The organism is Asticcacaulis sp., assembly GCF_035497195.1.
Classification (GTDB): domain Bacteria; phylum Pseudomonadota; class Alphaproteobacteria; order Caulobacterales; family Caulobacteraceae; genus Asticcacaulis.
The window spans coordinates 153,546-165,946 of record NZ_DATJDZ010000018.1 but is presented as its reverse complement, the minus strand read 5'-3'; the positions used below and the strand labels follow the sequence as shown (position 1 = coordinate 165,946).

Sequence of the window (12,401 nt, the reverse complement as noted above, 5' to 3'; positions counted from 1 at the left end):
ATGGTGGCGTATAATCTCAAGAAGTCACAAACCCGTATGCGGCGCATGGCGGCGGTGGCGATCATCGCCATGGCCAGCGTAGCGACGGCCGTCGCGGGCCTCGCTCCGGTTCCGGCGCTCGCGCACCATTCTTTCGCCGGTTTCGACAAGTCGCGGAAAGTAACGGTCAAGGGTGTGGTCAAGCAATGGCAATTCACCAACCCACATAGCTGGCTCCAGGTTGTCGTGCAGGAAAGCGGCCGCGACGTTGAATACAGCATCGAAGGACCGAGCGTGAATACCCTCGCCCGCCGCGGCTGGGGCCGGAGCACCTTCAAGGTCGGCGATCAGGTCTCGGTGACGATATATCCGTCGATATCGGGGCAGAAGTCCGGCGCTTTCCTGACCGCCACTTTACCGAATGGCAAGTCGATCAGTTCCGGCATTACGCCCAACTGATCAGGCCCGTGCCGGTCCTGACCGACCTGATGTAATCGAGAGGAGTTTATAGTGAAGCGAAGCGTCCGTATTTGCGCCGTCGCCGGCGGCCTGCTGGGCCTGTCAGCCGCGCTCAGCCTGTCTGGTGCCGCCCTGGCGCAAACAGCCCATTATCCGAAGGGTCAGCCCGATATTCCCGAGCTTTCCAGCCTGCCAGACTGGGATGGTCTCTGGGAGCGCGACCAGGACAATGTCTGGGACAATCGTATTCCCGTGGGACAGCCGCAGGTGCCGCCCTATAATGCGGAATACGCCGATCTCGCCAAGAACGGCCCGCCGGGACCGCGTGGATCGGCCTTCAATTCCATGCCCGGTTATATGAGCATGTTGTTCCCGATGGAAATACAGGTCAGCCGAATGCAGGTGACCATCATGTCGGAGAACAAGCCGGCCCGCCGCATCTATATCGACGGCCGTGACCACACCGAAGATACCCTGCCCAGCTCCGAGGGACATTCGGCCGGTCACTGGGATAATGGCGCGCTCATCGTCGACACCTGCTGTATCCGCGACGACACGCGCCTCCCGGGCAACGGACCGCACAGCGATGCCCTGCACATCACAGAGCGCTTCTACATGCGCGACTACAAGACCCTGGTCGATGAAATAACGGTGCAAGACCCCAAGGCCTTCACCGGTTCGTGGACGACCGAAAAGGTCTGGTTCCGACGCGCCGACTGGGAACCCATCGAATACGACCGCGAGGAAAATGACCGCGACCGCCCGGCCAATGCCGGTGCCCGTAATGGTGGCGAATAATGGCCGCGCAACAGGAGATGATCATGAACACCAAACGTTTTGGCGTCACAGCCCTGACCCTGGCGGTGGCCGTCGCACTCGCGCCGTCCGCAACGACCAGCCGGCTGATGTTCTTTAAGCCCTATACCCCCAGCGAAACCGAGGTTTTGCAAAAGGCCACCAGCCTGGCGGTCGGCAACCTGGCCTGGGAAAGCGTCACCATTATCGATATCCGAAAAACCAAGACCGAAATCACGTGGACCGGCAAGACCCGCTCGATCAGTTACGCCTGCAAGGCGCAGTTGAACGGGGACGATCCCTTCTGCGACCGCCCATAACAACACCCGCAAACGATCATATTTTACCGGCCAATTCTTACTGGCCAATTGCTACTGGGAAGACTCACATGCGTTACTTCAGCGGCCGTCAAGGCAAAACATCAAGCGGTGCGTCCCGCATCTCGCGCATCGCCATGGCGGCCCTGTTGGGGCTTTCCATCTCCGCACCACTGGCGCTTGTTTCATCGGGGCCAATAATGGCGGCTGAGGCCGGCGCCGAGACCCCGGCCCTGTTGCACAATATGATCAGTGTCAATGGCCGCGACCGGAGCTATGTCTATCACGTCTCCGCCAAATATCGTCCGGACGCCTTCAACTTCGTCGTTTATGTCCTGCCGGATGACGGCCAGACAGCGGAAGATTTCGCCCGTCAGACCGACTGGATCAAGCTGGCTGACGACAACGGTTTCGTCGTCGTCTTCCTCCAGCCGGACGGTGAACACTGGGCGGCCAACAGCGGCGGCGAAGAGGCCTATGTCAAGGCCGTCTGCGATCACGCCATCACGCACCTGATGATCGGTGGCCGACCAGCCGGCGGTGCGGGCGGCGGTCAGCGTGGTGGCGGTGAAGGCCAGGGCGCGGGCCCGAATGCAGGTCCGGCCGCAGGTGCACCGAACGCTGCGCCGGCTGTGCCCGCTGCCGGCATGGCGGGCGGCATGGGCGGCGGCGCGCCCCGCGCGCCCCGCGCACAGACCTGGGCGCCGTTCCAGTTCATCACCGGTGCCGGCGCCGGTGCGACTATCGCCCAGGAATTCGTCGTCGACCAGCCAGGCGTGTTCGCTGCCATCGCCACCCTCGACGGGGCGCCCTTTGACGCCGCCTATGCGAAGGGCGACGAACCGGCTCAAGGCTATTTCATGAATTTACGCGGCGGCAAGAATGCCGCTCCGGTGTGGAAGCAACTGAAGAAGGACGTTCCGGTCGCCGCCTGGCTGTTTACCACGGGCGCGCCAAATCCGGCCGAAACCAAACCTATCGATTACTGGAAACGCAGCGATGCGGTGGCGGCGACGCCGCAGACCAATGCGATAGGCGGCTTCCAGGTAACCACCTATCGCAACGCAGCCAATCCGGCGCAACAGGTCCGCACCACTGCGGTCGCCGAATTCGCCAAGTACGACAAGACGATGGCTTCGGCCATCTGGAGCGACTTCTTCGCCCATACGGCGCGCTGGACCTCTTCGCCAAACGGCGATCTCGGCACCATGCTGACCGAGGCCGAGGTCAAGGCCAGCTTCGATGTGCGCACGCTCGATATCACCGGCAAGACCTACACCTATTACGTCAAGACGCCTTCGACCTATAAAAAAGGCCAGTCCCTCCCGGTCGTCATCTCGGCCCACGGCGCCTTTTTCCCCGCATGGCTGTATCTGAGCCAGATCAAGATGCACGAGGTCGGCGAAAAGGAAGGCTTCATAACGGTCTATGTCAACGGCCAGCAAAACCGCTGGGACTTCACCACGCCGGACGGCCCTGACGCCCAGTTCATCGAACAGGTGGCCGGCGACATGGTGACAAGCTACGGCGCCGACAAGAGCCATGTCTACATGCAGGGCTTTTCGCTCGGCAGCGGTATGAGCTATATGATGGGCATCACCCATCCGCAGCTTTTCGCCGCCGTCTCGCCCAATAACGGTATCGGCCCGATGACGCCCGCGGTAACCGCCCGCGTCGCCGAAATCAAGGCCAAGGGCGATATTCGCCTGCCGATGATGATCGTCTACGGCGATGTCGACAGCGGCGGTTCCACCGACGCCAAAATCCCGGCCCTCGGTGTGCTGCGCGGCGCGATCAACGAGATGAAGACGTACAACAACATCACCACGGCCGACGGGATTGTCACTTACAACAGCCCCAACACCCTGTCTTATGACGTGCTCGTGCCCGGCGCCAAACTCGTGCGCGCCGGTGTCGACAAGCGCTATCCCAATGGCCGTTTCCAGATCAGCGCCTATCAGAGTGCAGATCCCAAGCCGCTCAACCTGCTGAACCTCGTCTGGGTTACCGACCTGTCGCACGGCGGCGATCCGCGCACGGCCCAGATGGAATGGGATTACTTCAAGCAGTGGCAACGTAATCCAGACGGCACCCTGACCTTCACCGCGCGCTGAAATTGTCATCGATCACAAGAATAACCAAGAGGAAATGATGGCACAGTCAACACAAGGCACAACGGCGAAGGCTCAGGGCGCACGCCTGAACGCCTTCCAGATTACGACATTTGCGCTTTGTGCCGTGGTGGCGATGATCGACGGATTCGACACACAATCCGTCGCGCTCGCCGCACCGGATATCGCCGCCGCCTGGAATATCGCACCCGCGCAGTTCGGCGGCGTCTTCGCCAGCGGCCTGCTCGGGGCGCTGTTCGGCGCGTTGATCTTTGGCACGGCGGCGGATCGTTTCGGCCGCAAGCCCAGCCTGCTTGTCGCTATCCTGCTGTTCGGCGTGGTCAACCTCGCCACACCATATGCGACGAACCTCGACGAACTGATGCTGGTGCGCTTCATTACCGGCCTTGGCCTCGGCGGGGCCCTGCCCGGCGTGATCGCGGTCACGTCGGAATATGCACCGGCCAATCGCCGTGCCACTATTGTGGGATTGATGTTCTGCGGCTTTCCGCTGGGCGCGGTCATCGGCGGTGTAGTCGCGGCCCAAATGATGCCTGCTCACGGCTGGGAAATTCTCTTTTACCTCGGCGGTATCGTCCCACTCATGTTATTGCCGGTCATCGCCCTGCTTATTCCGGAATCCGTGCGCTTCCTCGCCCTGCGCGGTGACCACGCGCGTGTCGAAAAGCTGCGCCGCCGCATGAACGCCGACCCGCAGGAAGACAGCGCATCCGGCTCCGGCAAGGCGTCCATCATGAGCCTGTTTCGTGGCCATAAGGCGCTGGGTACGTTCATCCTCACGCTTACCTTCCTGCTCAGCCTGATGCTGGCCTATTTCCTGGTCAACTGGCTGCCGATCCTGGCCCGCCAGGCCGGCGTCGGCATGCAGGGCGCCGTTCTCGGCGTGGCCGCGCTCAACCTCGGCGCCATCCTCGGCTGCCTGGTGATCGGCCGGCTCGCCGACCGCCACGGCCCGGCAGGTCCGATTGGCTGGGGCTATGCCATCGGCGCGCTCGCTATCGCTCTGGTCGGCCTGAGCGCCCACTCAACCCCCTTGCTTCTGGTGACCTGCTTCGTCGCCGGTGCGCTCGCCATCGGCGCCCAGATGTGCCTCGTCGCGCTCGGCGCCATCTTCTACGACACCGAGATCCGGGCCACCGGCGTGGGCTGGCTGCTCGGCACCGGACGTATCGGCGCCATTCTCGGTCCGATCCTGGGCGGCCTGCTGATCGCACGGGGCGTCACCGCCTCGCAATTGTTCCTGGTGGCCGGGGGCGTGTCGCTTCTCGCGGCGCTGGGGGCCTTCGCCATGGGCGTGTTCGTGCTGCGCAAACCGCGAAGGGCCATCACTCCGCCCGCTTCGGCTGTCGAAACCGAATAGCCATAAATTACATAAACGACGCTCGCAGACCGGTTCCGGAATACAGGCACCGTCTCAGGGCGCTCAGGAGGTCTCATGTTACAAGGCTTTTCCGAAAGGCTCTATACCAGTCCGTTCAGCACCTATTTGCGCACGGAATTCTGGATCATACCCGTTTCGCAAACAATCCATATTCTTTGCGTGGCCATCGTCATCGCTTCGGCGGCCGCCATCAGCGCCCGCATGGTCGGGGTGATGGGCCGCGATCAGCCGCTGGCGGACTTTGCAAAAGCGCGGGCCGTCTGGGTTTTCGCCGCGCTGATAGGCCTTGTTCTAACCGGCAGCGTCCAGACCCTGGCCGAGCCGGAGCGTGAATTCGGCAATCCCATCTACCTGACCAAGATGGCGCTGGTTCTTGTCGCTACCGGATTATCCGGCGTTTTCCTCATCCTGCTCAAACGTCAGACACCACTGTCAACAGGCGGCCGGATTTTCGGTTTTCTTCTCGTCTTCCTCTGGGCGCTGATCACCATCTGCGGCCGTTGGATCGCTTATCTTTAACAGGGGTAGACATCATGCTAACAAAAAATCTGGGCGACCTGTGGACCTGGCTTGAAAACACCGGCCTGTCGCAGACCATCGGTTCTTCCACTTGGCTGTTCCCGGCGCTTGAAACCACCCATGTCCTCGCCATCACCACAGTCGTCGGCACCATCATGATGGTCGACCTGCGGCTACTCGACCTGTCGTCGAAGATCCGTTCCGTCACCGTTTTGGCCGACGAACTGGTGCCTTGGACCTGGATCGCCTTCGTCATCGCCGCCATCACCGGCTTCGGCATGTTCATGAGCCGGGCCACCGCCTATGCCGTGATCTGGGCCTTCCAGCTCAAGTTCTGCCTGATCGCGCTGGCCGGGCTGAACATGATGATCTTTCACTTCTTTATCTATTCCAAGGCCGCGCAATGGGACCGCACCCTGCCCCCGCCGATGCCGGCGCGCGTCGCGGGGGGCCTGTCCCTCCTCCTCTGGGTCTCGGTCGTATTCATGGGCCGCCTGGCCGGCTTCCTGATGTTGTGACCCAACGCAAACCACCATTTTCAAACTCAAGACAGGCGCCTGCCTTCGCAGGAGCCATTCAGACGAAAGGCAAAAACCATGACCCACATCCCCGATAAAAATCCGCTCGGACTGAATGGTTTTGCATTTGCCGAATTTACCTCGCCCGATCCGGCAGGCATGGCGGCCCAATTCGAACAGTTCGGCTTCGTGGCCGCCGCGCGCCTGCCGGCCCGGCAACTGACGCTCTATCGCCAAGGCCGTATCAATATCATCCTCAATGCCGGCACGACCGGGCAAGGCGCGGATTTTGCCGCGCTTCACGGTCCCTCGGCCAACGGCATGGCGTTTCGTGTCGCCGATGCCGGTGCAGCCTATGCCTACGCTCTGTCTCAGGGCGCCGTGCCCGCCGATGCGGCGAGTGGCGCACTCGGCGCGGACGCTCATGTCATTCAGGGCATCGGCGGTTCGCTGCTCTATCTCGTCGATAATGATTCCTTCGCGAGTTGGGAAGAGGTTCCGGGCTGGCAGGCTGAATCCGATATCCAGAATGTCGGCCTCGACCTGCTCGATCACCTGACACATAATGTGCGTCGTGGTGAGATGCGTACCTGGTCCAACTTCTACGGCAATATCTTCGGCTTCGAGGAGCAGAAGTATTTCGACATCAAGGGCCAGGCAACCGGTCTTTTCTCGCAGGCCATGATCGCGCCCGACCGGGCGATCCGCATCCCGCTCAACGAGAGCCAGGATGACAAGAGCCAGATCGAGGAGTTCCTGCGCGAATATAAGGGCGAAGGCATTCAGCACCTGGCGCTCAGCACCCCCGACATCTTCACGACCGTGGAGAAACTACGGGCTCGCGGCGTGGCCTTGCAGGATACCATTGAGACCTACTACGAGCTGGTCGACAAGCGCGTACCCGGCCATGGCGAAGACCTCGCCCGCCTGAAGGCCAACCGTATCCTGATCGACGGCGATGTCGAAAACGAAGGCATCCTGTTGCAAATCTTCACTGAGAACCTGTTCGGGCCGATCTTCTTCGAGATTATCCAGCGCAAGGGCAATGAAGGCTTCGGCAACGGCAACTTCCAGGCCCTGTTCGAGTCGATCGAACTCGACCAGATCCGCCGTGGCGTTATCTCTGTTGCGTCCTAGGGAGGCCCCCCATGACTCTGCACAGCCCCCCCGATGCCGTCCGCTCGCAAATGATTCCGGCCGGCTATATGCCAGGCTTCGGCCAGCACGCCGCTACCGAGGCCGTGACCGGCGCCCTGCCGGTGGGCCAGAACAGTCCGCAACAGACGCCGTTCGGCCTCTATGCCGAGCAACTGTCCGGCGCGGCTTTCACGGCGCCCCGCAGCGAGAACAAGCGTAGCTGGCTTTACCGGCTGCGCCCCGCCGCCAATCACGGCGCCTTTACGCCCTATATTCGTGACAGCCTATTGCGGTCAGGCCCATTCATCGATGCGCCGCCCTCACCCAATCGGCTACGTTGGAATCCGGTGCAGATGCCGCAGACACCGGTTGACTTTGTCGACGGCCTGATCACCTACGGCGGCAACGGCGATGTCGGCGCCGACGCGGGCATTGGCATCCATGCCTACGCCGCCAACCGGTCGATGGAAGGACGCGTCTTCTTCTCGGCGGACGGCGAATTGCTGATCGTGCCGCAGGATGGACGCCTGAGGCTGTGGACCGAACTGGGCATGATCGACGTCGGACCGCTTCAGATCGCCGTCATCCCGCGCGGCGTGAAATTCCGTGTGGAGCTCCTCGACAGGACAGCGCGCGGCTATGTGCTGGAAAACTACGGCGCCCTGTTCCGCCTGCCGGAACTGGGGCCGATCGGCTCCAACGGCCTGGCCAATCCGCGCGACTTCGAGACACCGGTCGCCTGGTTTGAAGACAAGGACACGCCTACCGAACTGATCCAGAAGTTCCAGGGCGGACTGTGGACGACGATGCTCGATCATTCGCCGCTCGACGTCGTGGCCTGGCATGGCAACCTGTCGCCTTACCGCTACGATATGCGGCGCTTCAACACCATCAATACGGTTAGTTTTGACCATCCCGATCCGTCCATCTTCACCGTCCTGACCTCCCCGACTGACACGCCCGGTACCGCCAACTGCGATTTCGTCATTTTCCCGCCGCGCTGGATGGTGGCCGAGCACACCTTTCGCCCGCCGTGGTTCCACCGCAATGTTATGAGCGAGTTCATGGGCCTGATTGAGGGCGCTTACGACGCCAAAGCCGGCGGCTTCGCGCCCGGCGGCGCCAGCTTGCACAACTGCATGAACGGCCACGGTCCCGACCAGGCCAGCTACGACGCCGCCATCACCGCCGACCTCAAGCCTCACAAAATCGAAGGTACGATGGCCTTCATGTTCGAAAGCCGCCACGTCATCCGCCCAACGCGCTGGGCGCTGGAAACCCCCTTGCTTCAAGACGATTATGACGCCTGCTGGTCAGGCTTCAGGAAAGCCGACCTCACTAAATGACAACCGCAATTGATGAGACCCATGATCCCGCCCTGACAAGCTGGGCTGTATCGGCGCAGGGACATCGTAATTTTCCCATCCAGAACCTGCCGCTCGGCGTCTTCAGCCTGCCCGACGGTCCGCGCCGATGCGCCACCGCCATCGGCGATTACGTGCTCGATCTCACCGCCCTGGCCGCTGCCGGCCTCCTTGAAGAGGCAGGGCCCGCCAGTAAGGCGCTTTCAGAGGGCGCGCTCAACGCCCTTCTGGCCCTGACGCCAGAGTGTCGAACCGTCCTGCGGCGTCAGTTGTCAAAACTGCTCTCCGGACGCACCTATCGCCCGGCCCTGACGCCTTTCCTGCACCACGCCAGCGACTGCATCCTGCACCTGCCAGCCCGGATCGGCGACTACACCGACTTCTATGTCGGCATCCATCACGCCACCAATGTCGGCAAGCTGTTCCGGCCCGACAATCCTTTGCTGCCGAACTACAAATACGTCCCGATCGGCTATCATGGCCGAGCGTCGTCCATTCGCACTTCCGGTGCGCCCGTACGCCGCCCGCATGGCCAGCAAAAGGCGCCGGACGCCGAGACGCCCGTGTTTGGTCCGTCGCGGCGGCTCGATTACGAGCTTGAACTGGGCGTCTGGATCGGCGGCGGCAACGGGCTAGGAGAATCCATCCCCATAGCCGAAGCTGATCGGTATATCGCCGGGTTGTGCCTGCTCAACGACTGGTCAGCGCGGGATATTCAGGCCTGGGAATACCAGCCGCTCGGTCCTTTCCTGTCCAAAAACTTCATGAGCACGGTCTCGCCGTGGATCGTCACGGCTGATGCTCTTGCGCCGTTCAGGCTGGCGCAGGCGCCGCGTCCTGCAGGTGATCCCCCTCCCCTCGATTACCTGCGGGACGCCGGCGACGAAACCTCTGGCGCTTACGCCATCGAGTTGGAACTGACCCTGACGACGGCGAAAATGCGCGCCGCAGGTCTGCCGCCGCATCGCCTGAGCCGGAATTCGGTTCGTGACAATATGTACTGGACGGCGGCGCAGATCGTCACCCACCACACGAGCAATGGCTGCAACCTTCAGCCGGGAGACCTGCTCGGCACAGGCACCCTGTCGGCGGCGACCCCGGACGGTTACGGCAGCCTGCTTGAAATCAGCGAAGGCGGTAAAAAGTCGGTGGCATTGGTCAATGGCGAAACACGTACCTTTCTCGAAGACGGCGACGAGGTGCGGATTACAGGTGTCGCCCATGCAGCAGGCTTCGTATCCATCGGCTTCGGCGACTGCCAGGGCACGGTAACCGCCACATGACCGACACGCTTGATCCTGTTCTATACGGGTACTGGCGATCGACGGCCTCCTATCGCGTGCGTATCGCCCTCAATATCAAGGCCGTATCCTACCGGCAAAGACCGCTTGATCTGCGCACGGCCATGCACCACACGAAGGCATTCCTGCGCCTCAATCCGCAAGGCCTGGTGCCGTCTCTGGAGAGCGACGGGATGATCCTGACGCAGAGCACCGCCATCATCGAATGGCTGGACGAAATCTACCCCGCGCCGGCGCTTTTACCCGCATCGGCGGCCGGACGGGCGGTCGTTCGCGCCATGGCGGCCGTGATCACCTGCGATACCCATCCACTGAATAATCTGCGTATTTTGAATGCCTTGCGTGACGATTTTTACGCAACACCTGAACAGATTAGTGCGTGGATCGCTCGTTGGATAGGCGCCGGCTTCGCCGCTCTTGAAACGATGATCGAACAGCATGGCCGCACTTTCATCTACGGCGATACGGTGACGCTCGCCGATTGCTGCCTGGTGCCGCAGGTTTACTCGGCGGAACGCTTCGGCCTCGATCTCACCGCCTTTCCCAGACTATGCGCCGCCGCCGCGCACGCACGCGCCCTGCCGGCTTTCACCGCCGCCCATCCCGACCTCCAGCCGGACGCCGATTGAGATGGCGGAAAGTGAAAAACTCACCGAAACCCCGCCAGGCGTCCGCCTGTGCCCTGTCGAAGAGATCAGCGATCCGGGTGCGCGCAATTTCGTTCTGGAAATCGGCGGCCGCTACTTCCATGGCTTTGTCGTCCACAGAGACGGCCGGATGGCGGGCTATCTCGACCGCTGCCCGCACATGGGCCTGCCTCTGGCCCGGACGCTCGACGACTACCTCACCCCCGGCGGCGACCTGATCGCCTGCGGCTGGCACGGCGCATTGTTCGCTATCGATAATGGCCACTGCGTCGGGGGTCCCTGCGCCGGCAGCCATCTGCATTCATGGCCTGTCGCCATCCGCGACGGCTTCATCGTAACCGCTTAAGGAGCCCAGCCATGTCCGCAAAAGTGATACTGGACGACTATATGCCATTCCGGATAGAACTGGCCAATACCGCTGCCCACAGGCTGATATCGCTTTACTTCGCCGATCTGCCAGGCCTGTCGCCGGCCAGCATCTGGATCGTGCTGGCCTTAAGACACCACGGCCCCCTGACCCAGAGGTCGCTCGTCGATCTCATACGGGTCGGCAAGGTGACGGTATCGCGCAATGCGCAGACCCTGGCGAAACACCGGCTAATTCAGCGTGCTGCACATGAAAGTGACGGACGCTCCCATAATCTCATCCTGACTGCGGATGGCGAAGCACTGGCCACGGTCATCGCCGCCCGCGCCAGGGAACTCCAGGCGCTGGTTCTGCAAAGCCTGACGGATGAGGAAATCAAACTGTTTGGGCGCCTGCTGGGCAAACTGGAAGCCGCCACGCACAATGCGCAATTCGGGAGCGATGCTGCCCCTCTCGTAACACATTAAGTATCGGTGAAACGGCAATATTGGGAGTTAAGACATGAAGGTCACGATCATCGGCGCCGGCGCAATCGGCGGCTTCCTGGGCGCCCGCCTGGCCATCGCCGGCAAATGCCATGTAAGTGCGCTCGCCCGCGGTGATACGCTCACCGCCTTGCAGACCTGCGGCTGGCGGCTGATCGAGAACGACCAACTCATTCAGGCCGAAGCCCACGCCACCGACAGGCCCGAGGATCTGGGTCCGCAGGATTTGATCGTCATCGCCGTAAAGGGAGGTTCATTGCCTGCGGTGGCCGCGTCCATCAAGCCGCTCCTGAAGCCGGACACGATCGTCCTCCCCGCCATGAACGGCGTACCGTGGTGGTTCTGCCGCGACGTTCCAGGGTTCGCCGGCGTATCATTGCGATCGGTTGATCCTGACGCCATGCTTGATAACCTCATCCCGTTTCTCAACGTCTTGGGATGCGTGGTCCATGTCACCGCCGCCACTTCAGAACCAGGTCTGGTAAGGCACAAGATGGGCAGCGGTCTCATTATCGGCGAACCGGACGGCAGTGTTTCAGGCCGGGTCAGCCAAGTCGCAGGTCTACTCGGTTCCGCCGGTTTCGATGTCACCGCGTCAGATAAAATCCGTCAGGACATCTGGTATAAACTCTGGGGTAACGCCACCCTCAACCCGGTGTCCGCACTTACCGGCGCCACGGTGGACGCCGTTATGGGCGATGACTTGGTGCGCACCTTTTGCTCCGCCATGATGGAGGAGGTGAAGTCGGTCGGCGCACATATCGACTGCCCGATCCGGCAGACACCCGAAGACCGCTATGCCGTCACGGCCAGGCTCGGTGCATTCAAGACCTCCATGCTGCAAGACGCCGAGGCCGGCCGGCCTCTCGAACTGGACGCTCTGGTAGGCGCCATCCGGGAAATTGGTCAGCGCCTGGGCGTCGCCACGCCAAATATCGACGCGATTCTTGGCCTGACACGCCTTTATGCCCGAACGCATGGCCTTGCATAGCAGGCTATT

The 12,401-nt window shown here is 61.9% G+C and carries 14 protein-coding genes; all 14 read left to right on the top strand.

Going from position 1 to position 12,401, the window contains the following annotated elements:
* The 14 genes from VL130_RS10860 (at nucleotide 1) to VL130_RS10795 (ending at nucleotide 12,392) form a co-directional block, all read left to right on the top strand.
* On the top strand, nucleotides 1-438 hold the full coding sequence (locus VL130_RS10860) for a DUF6152 family protein (protein WP_325362906.1): 438 nt from the start codon (nucleotides 1-3) through the stop codon (nucleotides 436-438).
* 51 nt (nucleotides 439-489) lie between these two features.
* The gene (locus VL130_RS10855) at nucleotides 490-1,236 is read left to right on the top strand and encodes a hypothetical protein (protein ID WP_325362905.1); all 747 of its coding nucleotides are present in this window, start codon (nucleotides 490-492) and stop codon (nucleotides 1,234-1,236) included.
* A gap of 23 nt (nucleotides 1,237-1,259) precedes the next feature.
* A complete protein-coding gene (locus tag VL130_RS10850) occupies nucleotides 1,260-1,553 on the top strand; it encodes a hypothetical protein (RefSeq protein ID WP_325362904.1) in 294 nt (97 codons plus the stop codon).
* A 68-nt stretch (nucleotides 1,554-1,621) separates the two neighbouring features.
* On the top strand, nucleotides 1,622-3,664 hold the full coding sequence (locus VL130_RS10845) for a PHB depolymerase family esterase (RefSeq protein ID WP_325362903.1): 2,043 nt from the start codon (nucleotides 1,622-1,624) through the stop codon (nucleotides 3,662-3,664).
* Between the two features lie 37 nt (nucleotides 3,665-3,701).
* Nucleotides 3,702-5,042, top strand: coding sequence for an MFS transporter (locus VL130_RS10840; RefSeq protein ID WP_325362902.1), 1,341 nt, complete (start codon nucleotides 3,702-3,704; stop codon nucleotides 5,040-5,042).
* Between the two features lie 75 nt (nucleotides 5,043-5,117).
* Nucleotides 5,118-5,582 (top strand): hypothetical protein, encoded by a 465-nt coding sequence (locus VL130_RS10835; protein ID WP_325362901.1) that lies wholly within the window; start codon nucleotides 5,118-5,120, stop codon nucleotides 5,580-5,582.
* Between the two features lie 14 nt (nucleotides 5,583-5,596).
* A complete protein-coding gene (locus VL130_RS10830; protein WP_325362900.1) occupies nucleotides 5,597-6,100 on the top strand; it encodes a DUF6644 family protein in 504 nt (167 codons plus the stop codon).
* A gap of 78 nt (nucleotides 6,101-6,178) precedes the next feature.
* Nucleotides 6,179-7,237 carry a 4-hydroxyphenylpyruvate dioxygenase gene (gene hppD / locus VL130_RS10825; RefSeq protein ID WP_325362899.1) on the top strand — a complete coding sequence of 353 codons (1,059 nt, stop codon included), beginning with the start codon at nucleotides 6,179-6,181 and terminating at the stop codon, nucleotides 7,235-7,237.
* 53 nt (nucleotides 7,238-7,290) lie between these two features.
* Nucleotides 7,291-8,583, top strand: a complete 1,293-nt coding sequence (gene hmgA, locus VL130_RS10820; RefSeq protein ID WP_414636258.1) for a homogentisate 1,2-dioxygenase — start codon at nucleotides 7,291-7,293, stop codon at nucleotides 8,581-8,583.
* On the top strand, nucleotides 8,580-9,884 hold the full coding sequence (gene fahA / locus VL130_RS10815) for a fumarylacetoacetase (RefSeq protein WP_325362898.1): 1,305 nt from the start codon (nucleotides 8,580-8,582) through the stop codon (nucleotides 9,882-9,884). Before hmgA ends, fahA begins: the two co-directional genes overlap by 4 nt.
* On the top strand, nucleotides 9,881-10,531 hold the full coding sequence (maiA, locus tag VL130_RS10810; protein WP_325362897.1) for a maleylacetoacetate isomerase: 651 nt from the start codon (nucleotides 9,881-9,883) through the stop codon (nucleotides 10,529-10,531). The genes fahA and maiA overlap by 4 nt, the downstream gene beginning before the upstream one ends.
* A gap of 1 nt (nucleotide 10,532) precedes the next feature.
* Nucleotides 10,533-10,895, top strand: coding sequence for a Rieske (2Fe-2S) protein (locus VL130_RS10805; protein WP_325362896.1), 363 nt, complete (start codon nucleotides 10,533-10,535; stop codon nucleotides 10,893-10,895).
* An 11-nt stretch (nucleotides 10,896-10,906) separates the two neighbouring features.
* Entirely contained in the window at nucleotides 10,907-11,383 is a 477-nt protein-coding gene (locus VL130_RS10800; protein ID WP_325362895.1) for a MarR family winged helix-turn-helix transcriptional regulator, read from the top strand.
* 34 nt (nucleotides 11,384-11,417) lie between these two features.
* Nucleotides 11,418-12,392 (top strand): 2-dehydropantoate 2-reductase, encoded by a 975-nt coding sequence (locus VL130_RS10795; protein WP_325362894.1) that lies wholly within the window; start codon nucleotides 11,418-11,420, stop codon nucleotides 12,390-12,392.
* The last annotated feature ends 9 nt before the right edge of the window (nucleotides 12,393-12,401 follow it).

Coding starts and splice junctions, on each gene's coding strand:
- VL130_RS10860 (WP_325362906.1), top strand. CDS start 1: ATGGTGGCGTATAATCTCAAGAAGTCACAAACCCGTATGCGGCGCATG.
- VL130_RS10850 (WP_325362904.1), top strand. CDS start 1,260: ATGAACACCAAACGTTTTGGCGTCACAGCCCTGACCCTGGCGGTGGCC.
- VL130_RS10845 (WP_325362903.1), top strand. CDS start 1,622: ATGCGTTACTTCAGCGGCCGTCAAGGCAAAACATCAAGCGGTGCGTCC.
- VL130_RS10840 (WP_325362902.1), top strand. CDS start 3,702: ATGGCACAGTCAACACAAGGCACAACGGCGAAGGCTCAGGGCGCACGC.
- VL130_RS10835 (WP_325362901.1), top strand. CDS start 5,118: ATGTTACAAGGCTTTTCCGAAAGGCTCTATACCAGTCCGTTCAGCACC.
- VL130_RS10830 (WP_325362900.1), top strand. CDS start 5,597: ATGCTAACAAAAAATCTGGGCGACCTGTGGACCTGGCTTGAAAACACC.
- hppD (WP_325362899.1), top strand. CDS start 6,179: ATGACCCACATCCCCGATAAAAATCCGCTCGGACTGAATGGTTTTGCA.
- fahA (WP_325362898.1), top strand. CDS start 8,580: ATGACAACCGCAATTGATGAGACCCATGATCCCGCCCTGACAAGCTGG.
- maiA (WP_325362897.1), top strand. CDS start 9,881: ATGACCGACACGCTTGATCCTGTTCTATACGGGTACTGGCGATCGACG.
- VL130_RS10805 (WP_325362896.1), top strand. CDS start 10,533: ATGGCGGAAAGTGAAAAACTCACCGAAACCCCGCCAGGCGTCCGCCTG.
- VL130_RS10800 (WP_325362895.1), top strand. CDS start 10,907: ATGTCCGCAAAAGTGATACTGGACGACTATATGCCATTCCGGATAGAA.
- VL130_RS10795 (WP_325362894.1), top strand. CDS start 11,418: ATGAAGGTCACGATCATCGGCGCCGGCGCAATCGGCGGCTTCCTGGGC.